General features: G+C 40.5%; 24 protein-coding genes and 1 riboswitch. Of the genes, 12 read left to right on the forward strand and 12 right to left on the reverse strand.

Annotation, left to right across the window (positions count from 1 at the left end; genetic code table 11):
* Window positions 1–46 precede the first annotated feature (46 nt).
* Entirely contained in the window at window positions 47–976 is a 930-nt protein-coding gene (locus NZ848_RS06725) for a homoserine kinase (RefSeq protein ID WP_259014877.1), read from the reverse strand.
* Between the two features lie 365 nt (window positions 977–1,341).
* Between NZ848_RS06725 and NZ848_RS06730 the strand changes: the two genes are divergently transcribed.
* From NZ848_RS06730 to NZ848_RS06760, 7 genes are all read left to right on the forward strand, one after another.
* The gene (locus NZ848_RS06730; RefSeq protein WP_259014878.1) at window positions 1,342–1,872 is read left to right on the forward strand and encodes a hypothetical protein; all 531 of its coding nucleotides are present in this window, start codon (window positions 1,342–1,344) and stop codon (window positions 1,870–1,872) included.
* 285 nt (window positions 1,873–2,157) lie between these two features.
* Window positions 2,158–2,724, forward strand: coding sequence for a phosphoribosylglycinamide formyltransferase (gene purN / locus NZ848_RS06735; protein ID WP_259014879.1), 567 nt, complete (start codon window positions 2,158–2,160; stop codon window positions 2,722–2,724).
* 14 nt (window positions 2,725–2,738) lie between these two features.
* Window positions 2,739–3,683: a magnesium/cobalt transporter CorA gene (gene corA, locus NZ848_RS06740; RefSeq protein ID WP_253534754.1), complete on the forward strand. Its 945-nt coding sequence runs from the start codon at window positions 2,739–2,741 to the stop codon at window positions 3,681–3,683.
* A gap of 69 nt (window positions 3,684–3,752) precedes the next feature.
* Window positions 3,753–4,745, forward strand: a complete 993-nt coding sequence (locus tag NZ848_RS06745; RefSeq protein WP_253534756.1) for a YheT family hydrolase — start codon at window positions 3,753–3,755, stop codon at window positions 4,743–4,745.
* A 29-nt stretch (window positions 4,746–4,774) separates the two neighbouring features.
* Window positions 4,775–5,893, forward strand: a complete 1,119-nt coding sequence (locus NZ848_RS06750) for a mechanosensitive ion channel family protein (RefSeq protein WP_259014880.1) — start codon at window positions 4,775–4,777, stop codon at window positions 5,891–5,893.
* An 18-nt stretch (window positions 5,894–5,911) separates the two neighbouring features.
* Window positions 5,912–6,664, forward strand: a complete 753-nt coding sequence (locus NZ848_RS06755) for an SDR family NAD(P)-dependent oxidoreductase (protein WP_259014881.1) — start codon at window positions 5,912–5,914, stop codon at window positions 6,662–6,664.
* Window positions 6,665–6,885: 221 nt separating this feature from the next.
* A riboswitch (SAM riboswitch) is annotated at window positions 6,886–7,005 on the forward strand.
* 120 nt (window positions 7,006–7,125) lie between these two features.
* The gene (locus tag NZ848_RS06760) at window positions 7,126–8,160 is read left to right on the forward strand and encodes a homoserine O-acetyltransferase family protein (protein ID WP_259014882.1); all 1,035 of its coding nucleotides are present in this window, start codon (window positions 7,126–7,128) and stop codon (window positions 8,158–8,160) included.
* A gap of 80 nt (window positions 8,161–8,240) precedes the next feature.
* Here the strand turns inward: NZ848_RS06760 and NZ848_RS06765 are convergent, their stop codons facing one another.
* Window positions 8,241–8,828, reverse strand: a complete 588-nt coding sequence (locus tag NZ848_RS06765) for a hypothetical protein (protein ID WP_259014883.1) — start codon at window positions 8,826–8,828, stop codon at window positions 8,241–8,243.
* A 76-nt stretch (window positions 8,829–8,904) separates the two neighbouring features.
* A complete protein-coding gene (locus NZ848_RS06770; RefSeq protein WP_101727852.1) occupies window positions 8,905–9,507 on the reverse strand; it encodes a DUF502 domain-containing protein in 603 nt (200 codons plus the stop codon).
* A 342-nt stretch (window positions 9,508–9,849) separates the two neighbouring features.
* Here NZ848_RS06770 and NZ848_RS06775 point away from each other — a divergent pair, with 342 nt between their 5' ends.
* On the forward strand, window positions 9,850–12,651 hold the full coding sequence (locus NZ848_RS06775; RefSeq protein ID WP_259014884.1) for a M16 family metallopeptidase: 2,802 nt from the start codon (window positions 9,850–9,852) through the stop codon (window positions 12,649–12,651).
* Between the two features lie 175 nt (window positions 12,652–12,826).
* Here NZ848_RS06775 and NZ848_RS06780 read toward each other — a convergent pair whose 3' ends face one another.
* From NZ848_RS06780 to NZ848_RS06800, 5 genes are all read right to left on the reverse strand, one after another.
* A complete protein-coding gene (locus tag NZ848_RS06780; RefSeq protein ID WP_259014885.1) occupies window positions 12,827–14,002 on the reverse strand; it encodes a DUF4105 domain-containing protein in 1,176 nt (391 codons plus the stop codon).
* 85 nt (window positions 14,003–14,087) lie between these two features.
* On the reverse strand, window positions 14,088–15,092 hold the full coding sequence (locus NZ848_RS06785) for a LiaI-LiaF-like domain-containing protein (RefSeq protein ID WP_253534770.1): 1,005 nt from the start codon (window positions 15,090–15,092) through the stop codon (window positions 14,088–14,090).
* A 106-nt stretch (window positions 15,093–15,198) separates the two neighbouring features.
* Window positions 15,199–15,672: a PspC domain-containing protein gene (locus NZ848_RS06790; protein ID WP_253534772.1), complete on the reverse strand. Its 474-nt coding sequence runs from the start codon at window positions 15,670–15,672 to the stop codon at window positions 15,199–15,201.
* A 59-nt stretch (window positions 15,673–15,731) separates the two neighbouring features.
* Window positions 15,732–15,953, reverse strand: coding sequence for a PspC domain-containing protein (locus NZ848_RS06795; protein WP_101727847.1), 222 nt, complete (start codon window positions 15,951–15,953; stop codon window positions 15,732–15,734).
* A gap of 292 nt (window positions 15,954–16,245) precedes the next feature.
* Window positions 16,246–16,848 carry an N-(5'-phosphoribosyl)anthranilate isomerase gene (locus NZ848_RS06800; protein ID WP_259014886.1) on the reverse strand — a complete coding sequence of 201 codons (603 nt, stop codon included), beginning with the start codon at window positions 16,846–16,848 and terminating at the stop codon, window positions 16,246–16,248.
* 125 nt (window positions 16,849–16,973) lie between these two features.
* Between NZ848_RS06800 and mnmA the strand changes: the two genes are divergently transcribed.
* Together mnmA and NZ848_RS06810 are read left to right on the forward strand one after the other, a co-directional pair.
* Window positions 16,974–18,077 carry a tRNA 2-thiouridine(34) synthase MnmA gene (gene mnmA, locus NZ848_RS06805; protein ID WP_259014887.1) on the forward strand — a complete coding sequence of 368 codons (1,104 nt, stop codon included), beginning with the start codon at window positions 16,974–16,976 and terminating at the stop codon, window positions 18,075–18,077.
* 168 nt (window positions 18,078–18,245) lie between these two features.
* Complete coding sequence (locus tag NZ848_RS06810; RefSeq protein WP_259014888.1) at window positions 18,246–19,880, forward strand: S8 family serine peptidase; 1,635 nt, start codon at window positions 18,246–18,248, stop codon at window positions 19,878–19,880.
* Between the two features lie 65 nt (window positions 19,881–19,945).
* On the opposite strand, the gene NZ848_RS06815 is transcribed toward NZ848_RS06810, so the two are convergent.
* Together NZ848_RS06815 and NZ848_RS06820 are read right to left on the reverse strand one after the other, a co-directional pair.
* Window positions 19,946–20,818: a glycosyltransferase family 2 protein gene (locus NZ848_RS06815; RefSeq protein ID WP_259014889.1), complete on the reverse strand. Its 873-nt coding sequence runs from the start codon at window positions 20,816–20,818 to the stop codon at window positions 19,946–19,948.
* Entirely contained in the window at window positions 20,815–21,357 is a 543-nt protein-coding gene (locus NZ848_RS06820) for an NUDIX hydrolase (protein WP_259014890.1), read from the reverse strand. The genes NZ848_RS06815 and NZ848_RS06820 overlap by 4 nt, the downstream gene beginning before the upstream one ends.
* A gap of 65 nt (window positions 21,358–21,422) precedes the next feature.
* Between NZ848_RS06820 and NZ848_RS06825 the strand changes: the two genes are divergently transcribed.
* Window positions 21,423–22,304, forward strand: a complete 882-nt coding sequence (locus NZ848_RS06825; RefSeq protein WP_259014891.1) for a DUF2911 domain-containing protein — start codon at window positions 21,423–21,425, stop codon at window positions 22,302–22,304.
* 233 nt (window positions 22,305–22,537) lie between these two features.
* Window positions 22,538–23,323: a queuosine precursor transporter gene (locus NZ848_RS06830; RefSeq protein ID WP_101727840.1), complete on the forward strand. Its 786-nt coding sequence runs from the start codon at window positions 22,538–22,540 to the stop codon at window positions 23,321–23,323.
* A 67-nt stretch (window positions 23,324–23,390) separates the two neighbouring features.
* Here the strand turns inward: NZ848_RS06830 and NZ848_RS06835 are convergent, their stop codons facing one another.
* Together NZ848_RS06835 and NZ848_RS06840 are read right to left on the reverse strand one after the other, a co-directional pair.
* Window positions 23,391–23,552 carry a FeoB-associated Cys-rich membrane protein gene (locus tag NZ848_RS06835; protein ID WP_259014892.1) on the reverse strand — a complete coding sequence of 54 codons (162 nt, stop codon included), beginning with the start codon at window positions 23,550–23,552 and terminating at the stop codon, window positions 23,391–23,393.
* On the reverse strand, window positions 23,549–24,076 hold the full coding sequence (locus NZ848_RS06840) for a YfiT family bacillithiol transferase (RefSeq protein ID WP_259014893.1): 528 nt from the start codon (window positions 24,074–24,076) through the stop codon (window positions 23,549–23,551). The genes NZ848_RS06835 and NZ848_RS06840 overlap by 4 nt, the downstream gene beginning before the upstream one ends.
* Window positions 24,077–24,079: the final 3 nt, after the last annotated feature.

The following is a 24,079-nucleotide window of genomic DNA, read 5'->3' on the forward strand; positions in this document are numbered from 1 at the left end:
ATTTTGTAACACTAAATTACAGGCTGAAAGTTCAATCTTTTTTAAATTAATTTAAAACTTTGGGGCCTTGTGTGTTTACACCAGAAACATAAGCATTGCAGTGTATGCTTGCTTTTTCGAAGGCTGTTTTCATAGCCATAGATACTTTCTCGGCGGTTTCCTGCCCACGGCTGAAAGCAAAAACAGATGGCCCGGCACCAGAAATACTGCACCCTAAAGCACCGGCTTCAAGGGCTGCATTTTTTACCTCCCAAAATTCCGGAATCAATATAGAACGAACAGGCTCAATAATAAAATCTACCATTGAGCGGGCAATCAAATCATAATCAGACTGCATAAGCCCGGCAATCATACCGGCTACGTTACCCATCTGAGCAATGGTATTTTTCATTGATACCTCATTACGTAGTATGTAACGGGCATCTTTGGTGTTTACTTCAATATCGGGGTGTACTATTGTTACAAAAAGCTCTTGCGGGGTAGGCACATTAAAAAAATCAAGCGGGTTGTAACTACGTATTACCACAAATCCTCCCATTAAAGCCGGTGCTACGTTGTCGGCATGGGCTGCCCCACAGGCTATACGTTCGCCTTCCATGGCATAAGGCAGCAGGTCTTTAACCGGTACAGGCCTGCCCAGTAATTCGTTTACGGCAAATACCCCGGCTACCGAGCTTGCCGAGCTACTACCCAGACCACTGCCCAGTGGCATTTTTTTATGCAGCTCAACATTAAAGCCTTGCGCCAGTCCCAATTTTTTAAGGTAGGTAATAACCGGAACCGTAACCGCATTTTTTTGAGGGTCAAGGGTTAGTTTGCCATCCTCACCGCTTATTTTTGTAATTACTATCTTCGAATCGTCCCTTTTAGAAATGATAACTTCGTCGCCAGGTGCATCAACAGCAAAGCCAAATATATCAAAACCGCAGGCAACATTAGCAACAGTGGCAGGTGCAAAAACTTTAATTGAATCCATCAGGACAAAATGAGATTTAGGTTCGCTCAAAATTAATCTTTTTGAAGCATTTACAGAAATATTTTTAAGTGCGCCATTAATTTGAATATGCAGGATGAACGATCATTGGTTTTTTTCTGCAAATTTAATAAAGAAATGCCACCTAAATGATTGCACTTAGGTTACTTTTTACTACTTTTCGCGCTTTAAATTGATTTGGTCCGCAAATTAATTTTAAACCTTTTCATTTTGTTATTTACAAAGTGTTTAGGTTTCGGGGTTACAACGGCCCAAATCAATAAAATAAGGGTTTATAAACGGCATGAATATTAATTTCTAACCTAACCAAATATTAATGTATACAACAATTAAAAGAAATTGAGACCATGGAAAATCTACGCACAATTTTTACTGATTTCCCACTGGAAGTTTTAATAATATGGTTTTTGCTAACAGGGTTTTTGTGGTGGTTTATGAACAGGGAGCTTGGTAAGTGGAAGTCAAAAACTACAGAGTTATTGAATAGAATAAAATTTCTGGAAGGAGAGTTAGACGCCTGCCGTAAAACCAGAATATCGGTATCAGTTGATTCGGGTGCTACTACCGGCCAGACGGCTGGCTTTGCAGGCACCAGTGTAGCAAATGTTGCATTGCCCCCGCCAGTAAAAGACGACCTGAAAATTGTTGAAGGCATTGGGCCTAAAATTGAAGAACTTTTCAATAAGGCAGGTATTTATACATTTGCTCAATTGGCTGATACGCCGGTTAGCAAAATGAAAGAGATTCTTGACAAAGCAGGTAGCCGGTTTCATATACATGACCCTACTACCTGGGCCGACCAGTCTTCGCTGGCACGAGATGGGAAATGGGACGAACTAAAAAAATGGCAGGACGAACTCTATAAAGGGCGGCTATGATTCAGGCGCTTTGGGTGGTGATATAAAAAGTAATTTTAGGGTCTCCTGCATTATAAATGTCGGAGATTTTTATTTTTAAGGCTTAATGGTTAATATCTTAAAATTTAAAAGAAAATCTAAGTGCAATTATAATCTGCGGGTTGCTTTTTTCTGGCTGAAAATGCAAATCTTTAAAAAAAAATACCGTGATTCGCATTCTGATTTGAAGCAGACCCGGTCTTTTTTTTTTAATTTCTGAAAGCTGGTAGAAAGGTGCTTCAAAGCGTTGGAAATTATTTTTGAAAAATGAAACGACTTGCCATTTTAGCCTCGGGTTCTGGTAGTAATGCTGAAAAAATCATAAACTACTTTGCCAATAATGAGGCCGTTAGCATAGACTTATTACTTACCAATAATCCGCAGGCAGGTGTTATTGAAAGAGGCCGCAGGCTTGGTGTGCCGGTAGTGGTTTTTGATAAAAAATCATTTTCGCATACAGACAGGGTAGTAGAAATATTAAAAAAACAGGAGATTGACTGGGTTATTCTGGCGGGCTTTTTATGGTTGGTACCTGTCAGTTTAATCAGCGCTTTTCCTGATAAAATTATCAATATTCATCCGGCGCTTTTGCCGAAATATGGTGGTAAAGGTATGTGGGGGCATTATGTGCATGAAGCGGTGCATGCCAACAAAGATACCGAGTCGGGCATTACTATTCATTTTGTGAATGAAAAGTATGACGAGGGAAAAATTATTTTTCAGGCAAAATGTGAACTGGCAGCGAGCGATTCGCCTGACGATATAGCTGCGAAAGTTCAGGTGCTTGAGCACAGGCATTTTCCTGAAGTGATAGAGGAATTGATTTCAGGCTAAAAAATCTTTGGCTTATGGTACGTATTTATTATAAAGAGGGTAAGCAGGTAAAGAAAGAAACAGATGTGCGTGAGATGGCGCATCTTAAAAACGTAATGTGGGTTGACTTGCAGTCGGCGTCTCAGGACGAAGAGGAATGGATTGAGGCCAAAAGTGACATCAGTTTTCAGACACCGCAGGAAATAGTAGAAATTGAAAGCAGCGCCCGCTACTTTGAACAGAATAATACAATTAATGCCAACTCTAACTTTTTAAAAGCAGACCACGACGGCTATCATTTTTATCCGGTATCGTTTCTTATCCGCGACAACGTTTTGTTTACTTATCGCCATGGCGATTCCAGAACTTTTGCCGATACCGTAAAAAAAATTAAGCTGGGCGAAGAAGTTTTTAAAGACGGCGTAGATATTCTTTTGCTGCTGCTTGAAACCCGTATTGAATCTGACGCTGACCTTTTGGAGAACATGACCAAAGAGGTAAAGAATATCAGTAAGGCCCTAAGCAGAGAAAAGAAGCCGAAACAGGCATCATTGCTTAAAATCAATAACCTGCAGGAGAACACGATGCTCATCCGCGAAAGTATCATAGATAAGCAAAGGGTGCTTTCTCAGATACTCCGCAGTGCGTATTTCCCAGAAGACCGCAAAGAGCGGCTCCGAATTGTGTTGAAAGATATTACCTCACTACTTGAATACACCACTTTCAATTTTGAGCGTTTAGAGTATTTGCAGGATACCTTCATGGGTTTGATTAACCTTGAGCAGAACGAAATTATCAAGATTTTTACGGTAGTTACCATAGCCTTTTTACCACCTACGCTTATTGCAGGCATATTTGGTATGAATTATCAGGTTATACCTTCTTCTGAATATAAGTATGGTTTCTGGATAGCGGTGTTTCTGATGGTTTGTTCATCACTGCTGTTTCTTTTCTTTTTCAAAAAGAAAAAATGGATTTAATTCCTGATGTGTAAGGCACATTGCTTTATAGTTTATTTAGTACGCTTAACAAATTAATTGTGACGGGTTATGCCAGTTTTACCAGTTAATACCGAGTATCGTCCTCCCAGATGGCAGTTCAATGCCCATATTCAGACCATTTATCCAAGTGTTTTCAGAAAAGTTGCAGTGCAATACCAGAGAGAAAGGGTAGAACTGGATGATACAGACTTTCTTGATCTGGACTGGTCTTTTGCGGGACCTAAGCCCGGCAAAAAACTGATTATTGTTACGCATGGCCTTGAGGGAGACTCCACCCGCCATTATGTAACCGGAATGATAAAGAAATTTAACAGTGCCGGGTATGACGGCCTGGGTTGGAATTGCCGTAGTTGTAGTGGAGAAATGAATCGCCTGCCAAGGTTTTATCATCATGGCGATGTAGACGATATACGTTTTGTGGTAGAGTATGCCATTAAAAAGCACCAGTATGAAGAGGTAGTGCTGGTGGGTTTCAGCATGGGCGGCAGCATGACACTCCGTTTAATGGGCGATAAACCAGAAGCGCTGCCAGAGCAGATAAAATGCGGCATAGCGGTGTCGGTACCATTAGATTTGTTTACCTCTGTTTACGAGTTATACAAACCCGGCCGCCAGTTTTATATGAAGCGGTTTATAAACAAACTGGGTAAAAAAATAAAACTGAAAGCAACGCAGCACCCGGGTAATGATTTGCTTAATCATGAAGGATACGAGAAAATAAAAAACTTTGAAGACTTCGATAACCGGTATACTGCCAGGCTTTACGGCTTTAAAGATGCGCATGATTTTTATAATCAGGCAGGAGCCAAGCCTTACCTAAAAAACATTACCAGACCCACTTTGATTATTCAGGCGCAAAACGACCCATTTTTGTCGCCGGAGTGTCTTAACCTGGGCGATGCCGCCGAAAACCCGCACCTATATTTACAGATACTGCATTTTGGAGGGCACGTAGGCTTTATGTTACCCAATTCTAACGAAACCTGGGTGGAAAGAAGAGTACTTGACTTTGTAAATACAGACATCAGCAAACTAAAATAGAACCTTACGGTTGATAAAAAGTAACAGAGATGGAAAAAATGCTAAAAACCACATTCTTTTATAATACATTCGAAAACTGGCTATGGTTTTTAGGTATACTAATTATCGGGTTTCTTTTTAAGAAAATTCTTTCGGTTAATTTAACCAGACTCTTTTACAGGGTTATGAAAAGAGAGACCAGGAGTATTCCGGCAACGCAATTTGTTGACCTGCTCAGAAGCCCCACAGAGTTTCTTTTATCATTGCTGATAATTTACGCTGCTTTTAATGAGATTATCTTCCCGCGCAAATGGCGGATAATTCCATTAGGTAAAATGCGGGTTTCTGATTTTTTTGACCGTGTGCTTGATACCCTTTTTGTGGTAGCCATTACCTGGATTCTTATCAGGCTTGTCAGATTCTTTGCTTTGGTGTATTTAAAACGGGCAGAAGAAACAGAATCAAAAAAAGATGTACAACTGGTGCCTTTTTTCAGAGACATCATCATCGTAGTTATTTCTTTCGTTTCTTTTTTTATGCTGCTGGGTTTTGTTTTTAAACAAGATGTGGTAAGTCTTATTACTGGTTTAGGTATTGGTGGTGTGGCTTTGGCACTGGCTGCGCAGGCAACTTTACAAAACCTATTTGCCTCTTTTACTTTGTTTACCGAACAACCCTTTATAGTGGGAGACGACATTGAGCTGGGCAACATGGTTGGCAAGATAGAGAAAGTGGGTTTCAGAAGCACCCGTATCAGAAATGTGGATGGCAGCCTGGTGGTGGTACCCAACCAGATGCTTGTGTCGCAGTCTTTAAATAATATATCGCAGCGAATGGAGCGAAGACACAAGTTTTTTGTGAGGTTGCAGCTGGATACACCCATTCATGAGGTAAAAAAAGTGATGGAAGATGTACAAAGCCTGCTCGATAATCATGAAAACATAAGTACCGGGGCTCATGTGAAGCTAGACACCATTGGTGAGTACTCAATAAATGTATTGGTTGTGTTTATGGCGGCAACTGCCGATTACTGGGAAAGCAAGCGTATCCGTGAAGACATCAACCTCGGTATTATGAGCATACTTGATAAACACCAGTTAGAGCTGGCAATGCCTACCACCACGCTTACCAGCCCGGCTGATGAAAAAAATATTGATAACGACTATTAATTAAGCACAGACAACAAAATGGCTCGTATTGCATTAATAACCGGCGCAACTTCTGGCATTGGTAAAGCCACAGCTATTGCTTTTGCTAATAGCGGCATTGATTTAATTATTTGTGGGCGCCGGCAGGAGCGTTTAGACAGTCTGAAAGATTACCTTTCTGCCAAAGTAAACGTAACCACTTTAAAGTTTGATGTAAGCAATAAAGTAGAGGTGGTTAATGCCATAAATTCATTGCCAGACGAATGGCGGGCAATTGATATTCTGGTTAATAATGCCGGTAATGCACATGGGTTGTCGCCCATTCAGGATGGCGATACGGACGATTGGGATGCGATGATAGACGGCAATGTTCAGGGGCTTTTATATGTTTCCAGGGCAATTATCCCCGGCATGGTAGAGCGCCAGGCAGGTCATATTATTAATCTTAGCTCTGTAGCGGGTAAGTACACCTATGCCAACGGCGCGGTTTATTGCGCTTCAAAAGCAGCTGTTGAAGCCCTCAGTGAGGGTATGAGATTAGACCTTACCCAGCATGGCATAAAGATAACCAATATTGCCCCCGGGGCAGTAGAAACAGAGTTTTCTTTAGTGAGATTCAAAGGAGACACAGCACGTGCCGAAAAGGTATATGAAGGCTTTGAACCCATACAGCCCGAAGATGTGGCCGACGCCATTTTATATGCCGTAAATACCCCGGCCAGGGTTACAATTGCCGACATAGTGCTGTATGCCAAAGCGCAGTCAGCGCCCACAGTTATACACCGAAAATAAAGTAATCTTAAAACTTAATTTAATTATCAGGATGGCCTTTTTATTTGGAAAGGCCATTTTTTTTGCTTTAAATCAATCCGTATGGCCAGGCCTGTTTTAAGTGCCAAATGGCTTTTTGATGGTTGTATTTTAAAAAAGAATTCAAAATCTTGTTTTCTAACAATTCAAGTAAGATATTTGCAACATCAATTCAAAAGATACTTTCTTGTAGCTCATGGATTGATTTATACAGACGAGAGGAGAGAATAGGCTCTGAGAACCTCGGGCAACCTGTCCCGCTACTTGCGATAAGGTGCCAAAACCTACCGGAAGGTTCAACCAACCATTCGGGCTTATAAACCAATCATAGACAAATCGTTTTAAAATTGGTTTTGTTTGCCGTACTGCCGTAAGGTAGGCTTTTTTTATGTACGCTGAGTTTCTGTATGTCAGAAATCAGGTTGAAGATTTTGTATAAAAAAATGGAGAACCAACAGATATTTCGCTACGAAGAACCTTTTAAACTTGAGTCAGGCCAGTGGCTGCCTGAGTTCCAACTGGCATATACCACCTTTGGCAAACTGAATGCCGCAATGGATAATGTCATTTGGGTATGCCATGCTTTTACGGGCAATGCCAACCCAACCGATTGGTGGAATGGCCTGATAGGCGAAAAACGATTGTATAATCCTTCCGAACATTTTATTGTTTGTGCCAATATTCTGGGGTCTCATTATGGGTCTACTAATGCACTCAGCAAAAACCCGGTAACAGGCGAGCCTTATTTTCATGATTTCCCGTTTATTACCATCCGTGACGTAGTGCGGTCATTAGACCTGCTCCGCCAGCATCTGGGCATTTATAAAATCAATACCGTACTGGGTGGTTCGTTAGGGGGGCAGCAGGCTTTGGAGTGGGCCATTATGCAGCCAGAACTGATAGAAAACCTGATTTTGTTTTCAACCAATGCCATTCATTCGCCTTGGGGTATAGCCTTTAACGAGTCGCAAAGAATGGCAATCTCGGCAGACCCAACCTGGACAGAACGTAACCCTAAAGCCGGCATGAACGGCATGAAAGTGGCGCGTTCAATTGCTTTGTTATCTTACCGCAATTATGCTACCTATAACCGTACGCAGTCGAGAGATGAAGGGCAGGTTGACTTTTTCCGTGCCAATACCTACCAGAATTATCAGGGCGAAAAGCTAGGCAAACGTTTTAATGCGTTTTCTTACTGGACACTCTCCAAGATGTTTGATTCGCATGATATAGGCAGAGGGCGCGGTAAAGTTGAAGAAGTGCTGGCAACAATACAATCAAAAACACTGGTGATTGGTATATCGTCTGACGTGCTTTTTCCGCCGGAAGAGCAAGAGTTTATTGCGCGTTGTATTCCGGAGGCCTCTTATACTGTTATAGAATCTTTATATGGTCATGATGGCTTTCTGATAGAGTTTGAAGCTATGACAGATACAATCAGAAATTGGAGTAAAAACCTGAAATTAATTAATGAATGATTGAGCAAGCAGCGATTCCAGATTGCAGACAACAAAGCAATCTATTCGCAAATCATTCATTTGCCAGTACATACCTCAATTTAAAAGCTCTGAAATACCCGTAGTCGGTAGTTTTCGGTTAGCTTTTTGCTTCTTAAGCTATTCTGTAATATGGTAAATAACGGAGATACAGCCGTAAGGCCTGCCGCCAGAGGCAACTTAGGGTTAGTTATGGGGTCTACACCCCATGCCGCCCATTCAATAAGCAGGTAAGCAAAAGGCGAAAAATTGGCTATGCCAAAGTTAATGCGCTTTTTAGGATACTTGTAAATGCTTTTTACTTCGCTCAGTTTTATTTCTACGTATTCATATCGGTTCATTACTTCATTGAAAGTCGTGATTACAAAAGAAGAATCTGAGATGCTGAATAAATCATCTTCGTAGCTGATATTGTCTTTCGTTGTAAACCTGAACACATCTCCTTTATAGAACTTTTTACGTTTGCCCGATCTTACTTTTTCAAGCACCAGATATTTGTCTTTAGAGAACAGGCTTCTGGCCTGTGCAGGGTCTTTTTTATATAAAAGTTCTTCTACCGATTTGGCGTCCTGATGGTGAATCTCCTGCGCAATGGCAGCAGTACTAAGGCACAGCAATAACAAGCAAAGTAATTTTTTTAGTTTTGGCATACAATTGTATCAGCTAATAATATAAAGCAAATATAGAGTATAGATTTAAAATTCAGGAATAAAGAAAGCCGTCGACTCACATTTTGTCGTTAACAGACACCCCTCCCGAAACAATCAGTTTCATAATTTCTGCACTGGGTAAATCAAGCATCTGCACGTTTTCTCTGGGCACCAATACCAGATTCCCCGAAAAAGCATAGCTATGCGGAAAATACACAGCCACTAAATCATTAACGCCCAAACTACTTAAATCATTTTGCGTAATAAAGCCAATTTTATAAATGCGTGCATCTTTGTTCATCAGCACAATGGCACCCTGATTAAACTTTCGTTTGTCGCCTACAAATGCCGATATTAAATCTTTAAATGCAAAATAAAAGATTCTTACCAAAGGAAGATGTCTGATGGTGTTTTCAATAATATTCTGAAGTGTCTGCGGAAGCAACACAGAAAAAATAAAACCAATCAGCATAGTTCCGAAAATAATAATCAAAGAGCCAAGCCCCGGAATAAACAGGTCTTCGTTCGGATTGGCCGTAGGGATACGAATTCTGATAATGTTATCTACAAAATCAAAAGCGCCCAGCAATATAAAGAAAGTAAACCCAAGCGGAGCTACGAAAAGCAGGCCACGAATAAAATAAGAAAATAAGCGACCAATAAATTTTCTGCCGGACATAGTTAAAATATTAATAGTATCATGTTATAAGGTAGCTAATATTTCTAACGCTTTAACTATTTGAAAAGTTTTGAAAATACTAATTATGATTATAAGACCTGCGATTACCTAAACAACACGTCAGCTTTGTCAGCCAATTTATAAACCGTATTATGCAAACGTAGCATCGGGCTTTTAAAATATAGTGCGGTTAATAGCGTTTTTACAATGAAAATTTACGGGTATGCTTGGGCTTAAAAACATTTTGCGAACCCAATAAAAAGTACTACTCTTGCAATGAATTAAAAAACGTATATAACCGGTATTACAGTACCCGATTAACCATTTCAATAAATATTATTTATGAAGAAGATTCTGCATCTGTTTTTGTTTTTGCTGCTGACGGCCCAAACTTTTGCACAGAACCTGAATATACCCATTCAGAATGACCCTGCCGTAAAAACAGGAACCCTGAAAAACGGTTTAAAGTATTACATAATGAAAAACAGTGAGCCCAGGAATAGAATGGAGCTTCGGTTGGTTATAAATGCAGGCTCTATTCTTGAAACAGACCAGCAACGTGGGCTGGCGCATTTCATGGAGCACATGAACTTCAACGGTACAAAAGAGTTTCCTAAAAATCTGTTGGTTGATTTTCTACAGAAATCAGGTATGAAATTCGGTGCAGACCTGAATGCAGTTACCAGTTTTGATGAAACCATATACCAATTGCAGGTGCCAACAGATTCAGCCAGATTGTTTGAGCGCGCCTTTCAGATATTGGCGGACTGGTCTCATTATGCAACGCTTGACACCGCAGAAATTAACAAAGAAAGAGGTATTGTGCTGGAAGAAGAAAGAGCCAGGCTGAAAAACGCACAGGGTAGAATTCAACAACAATTATTGCCCTTGTTGTTGAACAACTCAAGATACGCAGACCGCCTGCCAATTGGAAAGACAGAAGTGCTTACTACCTTTAAACCCGAACAGATTGTTAAGTTCTATCATGACTGGTACCGCCCTGACTTAATGGCCGTTGTTGTGGTGGGCGATTTTGACCCTTCAAAAATAGAAAACCTGATTAAAGAAAAATTTGCGAATATACCTACAGCTAAAAATGCTCCGAAAAGAGTAAAATATGAAGTAGCGCCAAGCAAAGGTACGCAAACCAAACTGATTGTAGACAAAGAAATGCCACAGTCGGCTTTTCAGATGCTTACTCGCTTTCCTAAAAAGACGATTCGTACCCAAGCCGATTTACGTGATGCCTATGTTGATATGCTTTTTAACCAGATGGTAAATACCCGCCTTCAGGAAATCACTAAAAAGCCCAATCCGCCGTTTATATTTGCCATTATGGGCTATGCTCCGTTTATGGCAGGGCTGGATGTATTTCAGGTTATTACGGTTCCTAAAAATGCTGATGGCATGGAAACCGCCATAAAAGCAATTATGAATGAGCATGAGCGAATCAGACGTTTTGGGTTTACAGCAGGTGAAATGGAACGCGCCAAAAAAGAAATTTGGACATCGGTAGAAAAAAGTTACAAAGAAAAAGACAAAACGAAGTCGGCCTATTTTGTGAATCCACTTGTTGTCAATTACCTGACAGGCGCTGCGTACCTTAGCAGCGATTTCAGATATGAGTTTGCAAAAAAATACCTGGAGGGCATTTCGCAAGCTGATATATCTGCTATGATAAACCGGATTTTTAAAGAAGATAACCGTCTGGGTGTGGTGATAGGCTCTGAACGTGACAAGGAAAAACTGCCATCAGAATCTAAAATTCTTGAGCTTATCAATGAAAAAAATCCTGATCTGAAACCTTATGAAGATGAAGCAGTGGCAAAGTCTTTACTTGAAAATATACCTGCAGGCACAAAGGTAGTAACAGAAAAGAAAATAGATGGGGTAGGGGTTACCGAACTTACATTTGGCAACGGAGCAAAGGTAGCTTTGAAACCAACAACTTTTAAAAACGACCAGATTCTGTTTTCGGGGGTTAGTAAAGGAGGAACCTCACTTTATAGTGATGCTGATTATTTTTCAGCCGAACTTGCCTCGATGGCGGTGTCACAAGCAGGAGTAGGTAAAATGTCTGACACCCAGCTTGATAAATTTCATGCCGGAAAAGTGGTAAATGTGTATCCTTACATTAACGAGTTAACAGAAGGGGTTTCTGGCAGCACAAGCCCTCAGGACCTTGAAACAGCGCTACAGTTAATGTATGCTTATTTGGTACAACCGCGCCGTGACGATGAAGTGGTGAAGAGTTTTCTTAAAAACCAAAAAGAACTGATTGCCAACTCATTGAAGACACTTACGCCAGAGAAGGTTTTTAACGATACCATTAATACGGTATTGTACCAGAACAATTTTCGCAGGGCATCTATCAGACCAGAGCATATAGACAAAGTAAATCTTGACCGGGCGTACGAGATATACAAAGACCGTTTCAGCGACTTCAGCGATTTCACCTTTGTGTTTACCGGTAGTTTTGAGGTTGATAAAATAAAGCCTTTATTGGAAAAATACATTGGCGGGCTGCCTTCAACCAAACGTTCGGAAACATATAAAGACCTGCATATTGATAAAGTAAAAGGCAAATTAGAAAAAACTGTTTTCAAGGGTCTGGAAGAGAAGGCCTCAGTCAGTCTGCAGTTCTACGGCGATTTTGATTTCAATGAAGAATTGCAGGTGAACCTGGATGCGCTTGCCGAGGTACTGGATATTAAACTGACAGAGAAACTACGTGAAGAAGCCGGTGGTGTTTACTCGCCCAGTATTGATGCTTCTTATGAAAAACTACCTACCCCAACCTACAGCCTAAACATTTCGTTTGGTTGTAGCCCTGCCAATGTTGACAAGCTGGTTAAAATAGCGCTGGATGAAATACAGAAGATTAAAACAAATGGCCCCGAAGCAGTAGATATAGAGAAAGTGAAAGCGGAGGAAAAACGCTCAGCCGAATTGCAGGTTAAAGAGAATGGTTTCTGGGACTCTTACCTTACCGAACAATACCTCAACAGCGAAGACCTGAACTATATTAACCGTTACAGCAAAGAACTGATTGATAAGTTAACCGTAGAAAGCGTGAAAAAAGCCGCAAAGCAATTAATAGGCGATAATTTTGCCAAATTTGTATTGCTGCCAGAAAAGAAGTAAGCAGCTATAAACACAAAAAAACGGGAGCCGATTGTAAAAAATACGGCTCCTGTTTTTGTATATATGAACCAGTTTTAACCCGTAATTCAATGCAATAGGTAAGATAACCAGCCACACAGGGGCGTGCCATTTAACCGACGGCAGGCGGTAAAAGTTAACATCTATTGGTGGGCAATTATTTCTTTAATCGCCACCAAACAAACAATGCACGTATGGCTAAAATCAATACTACTGGTATTAATGAATAATTGATTTGCTGTGGCAAAAATGCCCAGCTCATGAGGAGCAGAGTCAGAACAATGCCATAAACCAGAAAGCTTTTGACCAACCAATCAGGCGATTTGTCTTTCTTTAAAAACAAGGCTACTGGAAAAAGAAACGGGAAAGCCCAAATAATATTAAGATTGTATTCTGTAACGCCGTGATTGGTAAAGAACCACAGAAAAGCAATTATCCAACCCGCAATACCAGTTGCGGTAAAAAACACCTTATCGAACAGAAAAGTATTATTATTCTTTTTAAACTGAAAAAAGGTGCCTATGCCAACCAATACAAACAAGCCCCAGAATAATATATTAGGTGTTATTTTTTCTTTTTCAATGACTTTGCCATCAAAAATATCCGGGTTTAAATCGTATTTTCTCAATACTAACGGTTGCCAGTTGCCATTTCTTTTTATTCTGGCTTTATCAAAAGCATCCATGAGGTTGTCTGGCAAAAACATAGCACCTGAAGCCCCGGTTAATTGGTCAGCCGGTAGCCCAATGGCCAGGTCCATGCCAAAATCTGCCCATAGTTTTTCGTTTTTACGGGCATATTTATCAATCCACTGGCGGTAGGTGCTGTCGTTATGCAAAGTAGCCGAAAACTGTAAGCTGTCTCCGCAAACACTTTTCATCACGTCGCGCAGCCTGCTCGAACAATTATCATAGAAAAACTTATAGGCATATTCCCGGTTTTCCGGCCTTAAATTATTTAACAGAAAATCATAAGTGGCCTGCTTCTGCTCTATTGATAAATTGAGCATCTGCTCGGTTACCAGGCGGCGTTCGTAGCTCCAGCCGTAAATTTCGTTATCAAAATAATCGGCGCTTATTTTATATGGTAGAGTACCTCTCAGAAATTTAATGTAGAAACCTTCAGTGCTAAACTGAAAAGACCCATAATTGTAGACAATATCTATACCCTGCATTGGGTCTTTAACCCTGATGGCACTATGACCAAAAGTTGAATAGAGGGCGTCACCCGGAGATATGGTCAGTAAACTAACAGAAGCGTATGGAGAAAGCTTTTGTGCATTAGAAACAACAGACAGAAAGGCAAATATCAGAGCTAAGGTGTATTTTCTCATTCAGAATAGTGTTTTATGCAAAGTTAAAAATAAAAGCACACAGGTATCAAATACCTGTGTGCTTATTTAAATAGTTATGCTAAAATTAATACCGGTTTATTTTAATGGAAGAAAGACCGGCATCTGCATCAATCTTTATTTTTTTAGAGGTGCTTTCGTAGCCCGGTGTTCTCCATAGCCCGCTTTTAACTTTTTCAAAGCCATCCAGTTCTTTAGAGTTCAGCGCGCCGTCCATGTGTAATTCGCAGCCTACACCCTGCGGAACACTGATTTTTACGCTTGTAACACCAGAATTAATGTCTACGTCTACGTTATCAACTTTATCGCCCAGTTTAACATCAATGTCGGTGGCTCCGGTGTTCAGGTCTAGTCTTTTAACTTTGTAATCACTGAAATCAAAATCCAGTTCACCTGCGCCAATGCCCATTTCAATGTCCCATACAGGGGCTTTGTTCAGTTTAATCAGCACAGTATTGTTTGAATTTTTATCGCTGTCAAAATTCAGGTTAAAGCCTTTTCCTTTTTTACCTTTTTGCTCAAATTCAACTGTTTTTATACCATTATTCACCTCTTCGGTAAGGGTATATCCGGTTTTGTAACTCAGGTTGGTTTTAGCTTCAAATAGATTGGATGTTGTTTCTTCCAGGTCAAATTCTGCAGCACCACCCGCCAGTTTCAATTTGGCTTCCATTACGTCTGTTCCCATCGGAACCGAGTAGTCGTTTTTGTATCCATCATTGCTTGACGAGTCACTGTCTGAGTTATAGTTGTCATCATCATCATCGTCAATAGTTACGTGCCAGTCGTTATCAAACTCGTCTTTGAAATTGCTTACGCCGTCATCAACACAGGTAAAAATGCCAAGAGGTATAGCAAAGGCAATTAACAAAGCAGAGGCGGCATTAAAAGCGGTACGACTGCGATTCAGGAAAGCAAAGACTCCGGCTAAAATCAGCATTAGTGGCCAGAAGCGGGCAATCTGGCGAAAAGACCAGTTGAGTTCGAACCAGTCAAGATTGGTGCCCAAAAACAGGATACCTATCACAATAAGTATGGCACCCAGAAAGATATTACTGCTTTTTCGTTCCATTGTGTTATGAGTTTAGAGCCCTGTTATTTACCTGATGGGTAATAAAAACCCTTCCCCGTTTTTTAGGTGATGCCCATAGCGGGAAAGGGTAAGGGAGTGAGCGTTATTAAAGGTTAATATCTGAATCTTGTTTTGGATAATTCGGAAAATTATCATCCTTACGGTCTCTGACAATTAACCATACACCTAAACCAACCAGAATAAGTGGCCACATCTGGCCAATGTATCTCCAGAGGTTTATGTGAAACAAGGTATTAAATGAGAAAATAATCCCAAGAATGATGAGGATTGCTCCTCCTACCAGATTATTGTTTTGATTGCGACTACTCATAGTTGTATAATTTGAGGTTTCTGAATTAATAGTTCCGGTACTTGCTGGCGCTGTAAAAACATAAGGGTCTTTTACTGGTAATACAACCCATAAAATAATGTAAGTCAATACAGCTGGAAACGGGGTAAAAAACAATAGTACAAAAACAGCCCGAATAAGTGTAACGTCGGTATTAAAATATTCTGCCAAACCCTGAGCTACCCCGCCCAATTTTTGGTTTTGAGTTATACGATAAAGTCTGCCTTCCATTTTTTTTATATTTGTGGGGCAGGTTTTTCATCTGCCCCCGGTTAACTTTTCTGTGTCTCTCAGGAATTTATGATGATGTTGTTATCTCTCATTATCGATTCCTTGGTTGGCATTATCATCCATAGAACAATGTATGGGATAACCGACGGGATTGGAGCAAAGAATGCTACCACAAATAATACCCGTACCAATGTAACATCAATATCAAAATACTCAGCTAGTCCGGCAGCTACACCACCCAACATTTTGCTACTTTTAATTCTATACAATCGCTTTTCCATTTTCTTTATTTGTTTATGTTGTTTAGTTTTTCAACCACTATTGTGTGATTGATGAAACAAAGATATGGGCTAAAAACGGTACTATGTATAGCAAACTACATGAATGGAAATTTTTAATGTCAAAGGGATAAATTGATGGACGATTTCACGAAACATTGTCCGGAATTTCTCAATTTTTCAATAAATATGTGTAGATGCCTTTTAACAAATATAATGAAAAAAGTAGTAGAGTAAAAATAAAATTCTGATAGTCAGACTTTTAGGTATTGTTTGGTAGAAAATGTACCTGTGGTTAGTCTATCTCCAATAATTCCAGAATTTCGCTTAGTTCATCATAATCTTTATAACCGGGCCTAATCTCGTGGGTGCCTTTCAGGGCAATGCCTTTTATAGATGTATCTGCCAGCAATTCATGAATTTTGTCGGCATCAATGCCAAAGCCCAGAATTACAGGGTGTTCATGTGCATACTCTTTCAGACGGAACAAGAAGAAATCACTAAATTCTTCACCTTCTATCAGGAAATACTCAACAAACGAGCCATAAAGTTTCAGGTAATCTTCCAGATACGCACTTTCGGCCTTAACTTTCAGTATAATAGGTTTACCGACATCGGCAATTCGTGGCAATAAGCCCGGGTCGGCAATTTGTAGCAGGTCAATTTCATAGTTTTGCAGCAAAGCAATAACTTCATTATAGTCGGTAGTTTCTGTCTCACCTACAATTTGCACACCGGCAACCCACGACTGAATCTCTTTCAATTTTTCAGGAGGGGTGTAATCATTAGAGAATTTATCCATCACAAAGCCAATCATTTCAACGCCCATACCTGCACAGTAACGTGCATCAGATAAATTAGTGATATTACTTACTTTAACCAGTGTTTGTAGTGCCATTGCAGAAATCTATTAAAATCAGGCTTCAAAATTAGTTCAGAACTATTCAGAATCAAATTCTGTTGAGTAATTTTGCAGATTAATTAACTAAAACGGTAGACTTTGAATCTACGACTGTTATTATCATGAGTAAACACGGACGAATTCTGGTCGCCATGAGTGGCGGCATCGACAGCTCTCTGGCAGCAGTACTGCTACATGAGCAAGGTTACGAGGTCATTGGTATGACCATGAAAACCTGGGACTACGCCTCTTCTGGCGGAACAAAAAAAGAAACAGGTTGTTGCAGTCTTGATTCAATTAATGATGCCCGTAACATTGCTGTTAGTCTGGGTTTTCCGCATTATATTCTTGATATCAGAAATGAGTTTGGCGATTATGTAATTGACCATTTTACCGGAGAGTATCTGGCTGGCAGAACCCCAAACCCATGCGTACTTTGTAACACACACATTAAATGGGATGCGCTTTTGCGCCGCGCCGATAAACTTGATTGCGAGTTTATAGCCACCGGGCACTATGCCAATATCAGAGAAGAAAACAGTCGGTATGTGATATCTAAGGGAGTAGATACCTGGAAAGACCAGAGTTATGTGCTTTGGGGTGTTTCGCAGGAAAGCCTGTCGCGTACCCAACTTCCACTGGGGCATCTTAAAAAAACAGAAATCAGGGAAATGGCTACCGAAAAGGGATTTTTTGATTTGGTAAATAAATCTGAATCTTATGAAATTTGTTTTGTGCCAGATAACGACTACCGTGGTTTTTTGAAGCGGAGAGTTGAAGGCCTTGAAGAAAGTGTAAGGGGTGGCAACTTTGTAATGCAGGATGGCCGGGTGGTTGGTAAACATGAAGGATATCCTTTTTATACCATCGGGCAGCGTAAGGGCCTGGGTATTGCCCTTGGCAAACCGGTTTTTGTTACTGAAATCAGAAAAGATACGAACGAGGTTGTATTGGGAGAAGAAAAAGACCTTGAAAAAGACGGAATGATGGTTGGCAAGCTGGTAATGCAGAAATATGAAAACCTGATTGACCGTCCGCTTGAAACCATAACCAAGGTGCGTTACAAGCACGAGGGTTCGCCGGCTGAAATCATACAGGAAGGCGACAAAATGAAAGTTTTGTTTCATGAACCTGTGAATGGCATTGCACCTGGCCAGGCCGCTGTTTTCTATGAAGGAGACGATGTAGTTGGTGGAGGATGGATTCTGAAGAGTTTCAAGCAATAAGGCTTTCAGAGTTGCGTTTTATTGTTTAATTGGAGGATTTAACCCGTTATTCAGAATAGTTGAGATTAAAAGTGCGCCAGTTTCTTATAAACCGGTGCACTTTTTTTATGATGTAGTAACAAATAAGTTATCAGGTCGTTATATTTGGGATAATTAACGGCATATTCAATGAGAAAGATTTTACTATTCGTTTCAGTATTTATTTATCAGTTTTCGGCTTTGGCACAAAACCAGTATCTGGTGGTTTTTAAAGACAAAGCTAACTCTACGTATTCCGTTAACAAACCAAAAGAGTTTCTTTCAGAGCGTTCAATACAGAGACGAGCCAAACAGAAAATAGCCATCACCGAAAGAGACCTGCCACCTAATACGGCCTATCTGGCTGAACTATCTAAAGCCGGTGCAAAAGTTTTGTATAAATCCCGCTGGCTGAATGCAGCGTTGATAGAAACCAATACCGCCACATTAGATAAGATTCTGAAATTTTCTTTTGTTAAGGGTCTGGAGGGCGCTGGCGATATCCGCAATGCCCGTTTGAATACCGATGCCGTCGTTAAAACCAAAAAAGATAAATTTGCTGCTGAGCGCACAGCCGACAACAGCTTATCGCAAACCCAGTTAGCCATGTTAGGTGCAGATAAGCTGCATCAGCGAGGTTTCAAAGGTGAAGGTATGCTGATAGGCGTGCTGGATGCCGGATTTCTTAATGCGAATAATCTAACTTTTTTTAAAGATTTATATGCCGAAAACAGGGTGCTTGGAACCTACGACTTTGTAGCCAATGAAAAAAGCGTTTATGAAGACGATAACCACGGCACACGCGTATTGTCTTGTATGGCTGCCTATGAAGATGGTAAAATAGTTGGTACGGCCTACAAAGCCTCTTATTTATTGTTGCGGACTGAAGATACGGCATCTGAAACCAGACGCGAAGAGGCCAACTGGCTTTTTGGTGCTGAAATGGCCGATAGCGTAGGGGTAGATGTTATTAATTCTTCTTTAGGATATACTACTTTTGACGACCCAAGTCAAGACTACAAGCGTACAGATCTTAACGGAGACAGAGCCCTGGCAACACGGGCGGCAGATTGGGCAGCCCAGGCTGGTATTTTGGTAGTTACATCTGCCGGAAACGAGGGTAACGATAGCTGGAAATACATTGGCACACCTGCCGATGCTGATTCGGTGATTGCAGTGGGGGCGGTATCTGCCTCAAGAGTGATAGCTTCTTTTAGTTCTTATGGTCCTTCTGCCGACGGTCGGGTAAAACCTGAGTTGGCCGCTATGGGGCAAAGTACATTGGTAGGCGGGGCAAATAATACTATTGTAAATAGCAATGGTACTTCGTTTGCTTCTCCATTGCTGGCTGGTTTTGCAGCGTCTTTCTGGCAGGCTTATCCTGAATTTAACAATATGCAGATACGCGATTTCCTGATACGGTCTGCCAGTCAGTACGAATCACCAGACGACAGACTTGGTTATGGAATACCCAATTTTGAAAAAGCAGCGCAACTGGCAGAACTTGAACAGCTGAAAGCGGTTATAAAAAAAGAAGGTAGAGACGTGGCCGTTTTCCCAAATCCGTTTAATGAAAAAACAGGAGCCGTAAAAGTGTGGATACTGAAAGATAATGCCGGCAAAAACTTTGAGTTTAATCTTGTAGACATGACCGGAAAGGTTATCTGGTCTATGGTTACTGACCAAAGATATGTAACGTTGCCATCAGACTATTGGCAGGCCAATTATATTTTAAAAGTAAAAGGAGAAAATCTTAATTTTTCTACCAGGGTCATAAGAAATTAGACGAATATCCGGCTGAAGAATAGCGCCAGCGGTAGTTAACTTTTAGGGCGCATCTGAATTTTAAATTAAATTAGCTTATAATTTTTATATTCGCCGATCCGCCAGCCTGTCAGCCGTTCAATGAAAAACAAAACCTTGTTTTTTAAAGAGTACTTTTTTTCTGCTACATTGAAATGAAAGTTCCAGTCGGCATTTTCAATTCTACTACGCATTACTTGAGGGTGTGTTCCATGAAATACACTTAACGAATCAATTTTAGAATAATCGAATTCGGTATCTGCCAGTTGCATTTTCTCTATTTCTTCAGGTGTATGCCAAAGCGCATGGAAACTCCTGACTTTTTCGGCCATTTTCTTTGGGGGCCTCACCCAGCCGTAATGGTAAATATGCGCATCAATAGGTTTTACACACAACTTGGTATTATCTGTTTTTCTGAAACCCTGGGCATCGCGGTAAGAAACCACGTTTCCTGTATGTCTGAAAACCCTTATTTCGTTTCTATACCATTTTCTGGAGTCGGCCACATAATTAAACGATCCATAAAAGTGGGTGTACTTAAATAGTAAGCCTTCTACTTCTAAATCAGCCGCATATTGTTTCATAGCCAGCCTGATGGCATTATGGTATTGCTCATGCACTACCTCGTCGCACTGAATATAAAAGGCCCAGGTGGTATCTTTACTAATGGCATCAATTGCCTTATTGGTTTCTACTGCCAGTACACGTCCACCAGTTTTCAGGGTTTCGTCCCATTCGGTTTCAATAATCTTTATTTTATCCGATTTTATGGATTGAATGAGCGACAGGGTCTCGTCTTCTGATTTTCCGACGGCAACTACAAATTCATCACATAGGGGTAAAACCGAAGTGATGGCTTCCAGGGCAGGGTAATCATATTTAATAGCGTTCCGTACTATGGTAAAACCTGTTACTTTCATAATGCCCTTAGTGTTTTTCGTACCATTCTCATCATTGATTCAGAATCATTCAGGCTTTCAACGCTGGCAAGTTCAACCCACTGCAGGCCGTTTGATTCTTCGTTTACTAATAAAGGTAGCGTTTTATCGGCGCTGAACAAAAATCGAACGTCATAATGCAAATGTGCCGGTATGCCTTTTCGTTCGGGTATAGTGTGTATATCAATGTCAAATATGTCGTTGCTTATTACATTTATTGCATTCAGGCCGGTTTCTTCTTGTGCTTCTTTCAGGGCAACGCGTAGAACGTCATTATCACCGTCGCAATGTCCGCCAGGTTGAAACCATTTGTTCAGTTTTCTATGATGCATCAATAATACAAACTGCCCTGAATCGTCCAGAATCCACGCTGACCCCGTTACATGCCCGATAAGCAGCTCTCTGTCAAAGCATTGATCATTGTTTTGAACAAATGCTGTCATTTGTTCTTTCATGGCCGATTCACCGGCATCAGCTCCTGTATGATTGTGAAGCAATTCAAGCAATTTTTTTCGATGCATACCTCAATTTATTGTTAATTTGCATCGAAAATTAGTTTAATAAAACAACGAAACATCACAATTACATGAAAAAAATTACGACTTTTATTACAAGTTGTTTATTGTCAGCAACTTATACTTTTGCTCAGGTTGCTCCTGCTCCAAGCCCGGCCGCTACGGTGTCTCAGGTTGTTGGTACTACAAAAATTTCGGTTGATTATTCCCGCCCTGCCTTAAGAGGCCGTGAGATATTCGGCAAGTTAATTCCTTTCGATAAAGTGTACCGTACAGGCGCTAATGCAGCTACAAAAATTGAAACCTCGGCAGATATAACCGTGCAAGGCAATATTCTGAAAGCCGGTAAATATGCCATTATGTCTATACCAAATGCCAATAGCTGGACAGTTATTTTCAGCAAAGACCTGAATGTTACAGAGCAAAATTATAGTCAGTCAAACGATGTATTGCGTGTAACAGCCACCCCGAAGGCAGTACCGGCGGTAGAATCATTCACTATTGATTTTTCTGATGTGAAAGACGATGCTGCCAACCTGAATATTTCGTGGGAAAAAACCAAAGTAACTCTGGCTATTGGTGTTGATAATGTAAAAGCCATGGAAGCAGCGATTGCCATTAAAAGCAACGATGCAGCAGCGGCATTTCAGCAAGCGGCAGAGTATATGTTTCAAAAAGGTCTTGATTTGAATAGCGCGTTGTCGATGGTCGATAAATCATTGGCCCTGAAAGAAAATTTTCGCAACAACTGGGTGAAAGCACAGATTCTTGACAAACAAGGTAAACCTGCTGAAGCATTGGTTTTTGCACTTAAAGCACAGACTTTAGGTAACGGTGACGGCGTTTATCCGTTCTTTAAAGACAGTATTGAAAAGGGAATCAGCGAAATAAAAGCTAAAATTCCTGCTGTTCCTGAGCCGGCCACAAATACAAAAAAGAAAAAGAAGGCCTGATTTGATTCAGAGCTTTTGAATTGTCCCGGCCATGAATTGAATCTGGCCGGGATTTTTTTTGCAGCAGATTCAAAAGGCAATTCAAAGAAAATCATTCAGTTATTTGATGAAATAAGATTTCCAACTAATTTTAAGTCATTAAGAAACTAAACCGGACCCAATGCGAATTATGGTATAGAGTAAAGGCACTCAATTAATAATTTGCTTAATCACCCATTCACTCATTACCTTAAATGGCAACTGAATCAATCGCTTCAAAGAAGCAGACTCTTTATATTATTTTATGCGGCATTTTTCTAACTAATGCCATTATAGCTGAAATAATAGGTTCAAAAATCTTTTCTGTTGAACAAACCTTGGGTATTGCACCCATGCAGCTACCGCTCTTTGGTCAAAAGTTTGACTTCAATATGTCGGCGGGGGTACTTAACTGGCCCTTTGTATTTGTTACTTCTGATATTATCAATGAGTATTTCGGTAAAAAGGGGGTGAGAAAAATCTCTTACCTAACGGCCATGCTTATTGCTTACGCCTTTGTAATCATTTATATTTCTACTATTGTTACTCCGGCTCAGTTCTGGGTTAACCATAACAACAAAGATTTTTCAGGCAATGCACTGAATATTAATGATGCATACAAAATTATTTTCCGTCAGGGGCTGGGGATTATCCTGGGTTCAATTATTGCATTTTTAGTAGGGCAAATACTTGATGCTACTGTTTTTCATTGGTTGCGTACTTATACAAACAACAAAATGATTTGGCTGAGAGCCACGGGCTCCACATTGGTGTCCCAGTTGATTGATAGTTACGTGGTAGTATTTATTGCTTTTTATGTCTTTAATAACTGGACCTTAACGGAGGTATTTACAACCGGAACGAATAACTATATCTATAAATTTGTAGTGGCGGTGTTACTGACACCAGTGATATACCTGGCACATGGTATGATAGATAAGTATCTGGGCAAAGAACATGCCCATAAAATAATTGATGAGGCTACTTTTACGCCGATGTAACACGGAGTGCCACTCCGTGGAACGTTCGGCGGAGTGATACTCCGCAGTGGGTTAAAGGGCAGCCAGATTACTGCTCTTTAACCTCAGGTAATTTAGAAAAATCTACATTACAAGTGCCGCATCCTTTGGCACAACCTCCATTTTTGGCTGTAAATTGTTTTCTGACCATGTTGCCCAAATAAGCCAGGGCGCCCAGAAAAACCGCTCCGATTATAATATTTTCAATCATCTTTTTCCTAATGCTTGCAAAATGTGTTGGTAATGGTGTTCAGAATGCCAGGCATATAAAGCGATAACTTCCTGAATTTCAAACGACTTCTGGTATCCACCATGATAATAAGTTTTCTTTAAAGACACTTCATCAAGGCTCCTGAACAGATAGACCATCCGCTGGTGTACACCTTCTAAAATTTGTAATGAAGGTTTAATGGGTAAACTATGGTCTGGTAATTGCGCCCATGCACCTTCATCATAACCTTTTATTGCAGGATTTTGTTCAGTTAAAGCAAACCGAATACGGGTAAACATATGGATATGGCTCTCGGCCATGTGATGAACCACCTGGCGGACAGTCCAACCACCCTGCCTGTAAGGTGTGTCCAGTTCTTCGTCATTCAATTTGGCCGTCAGCGCTTTTAACCGGGCCGGAAGTTCTTCCATTACTTTTATATGAGCATTGGTATCGGCAAGCGTGTATTCCCTGCCATATACAAAATCGCCAATAGGGTATTTTAGTTGTTCAAAAGTAAGCATAAA

The organism is Emticicia fluvialis (assembly GCF_024793945.1).
Lineage (GTDB): Bacteria > Bacteroidota > Bacteroidia > Cytophagales > Spirosomataceae > Emticicia > Emticicia fluvialis.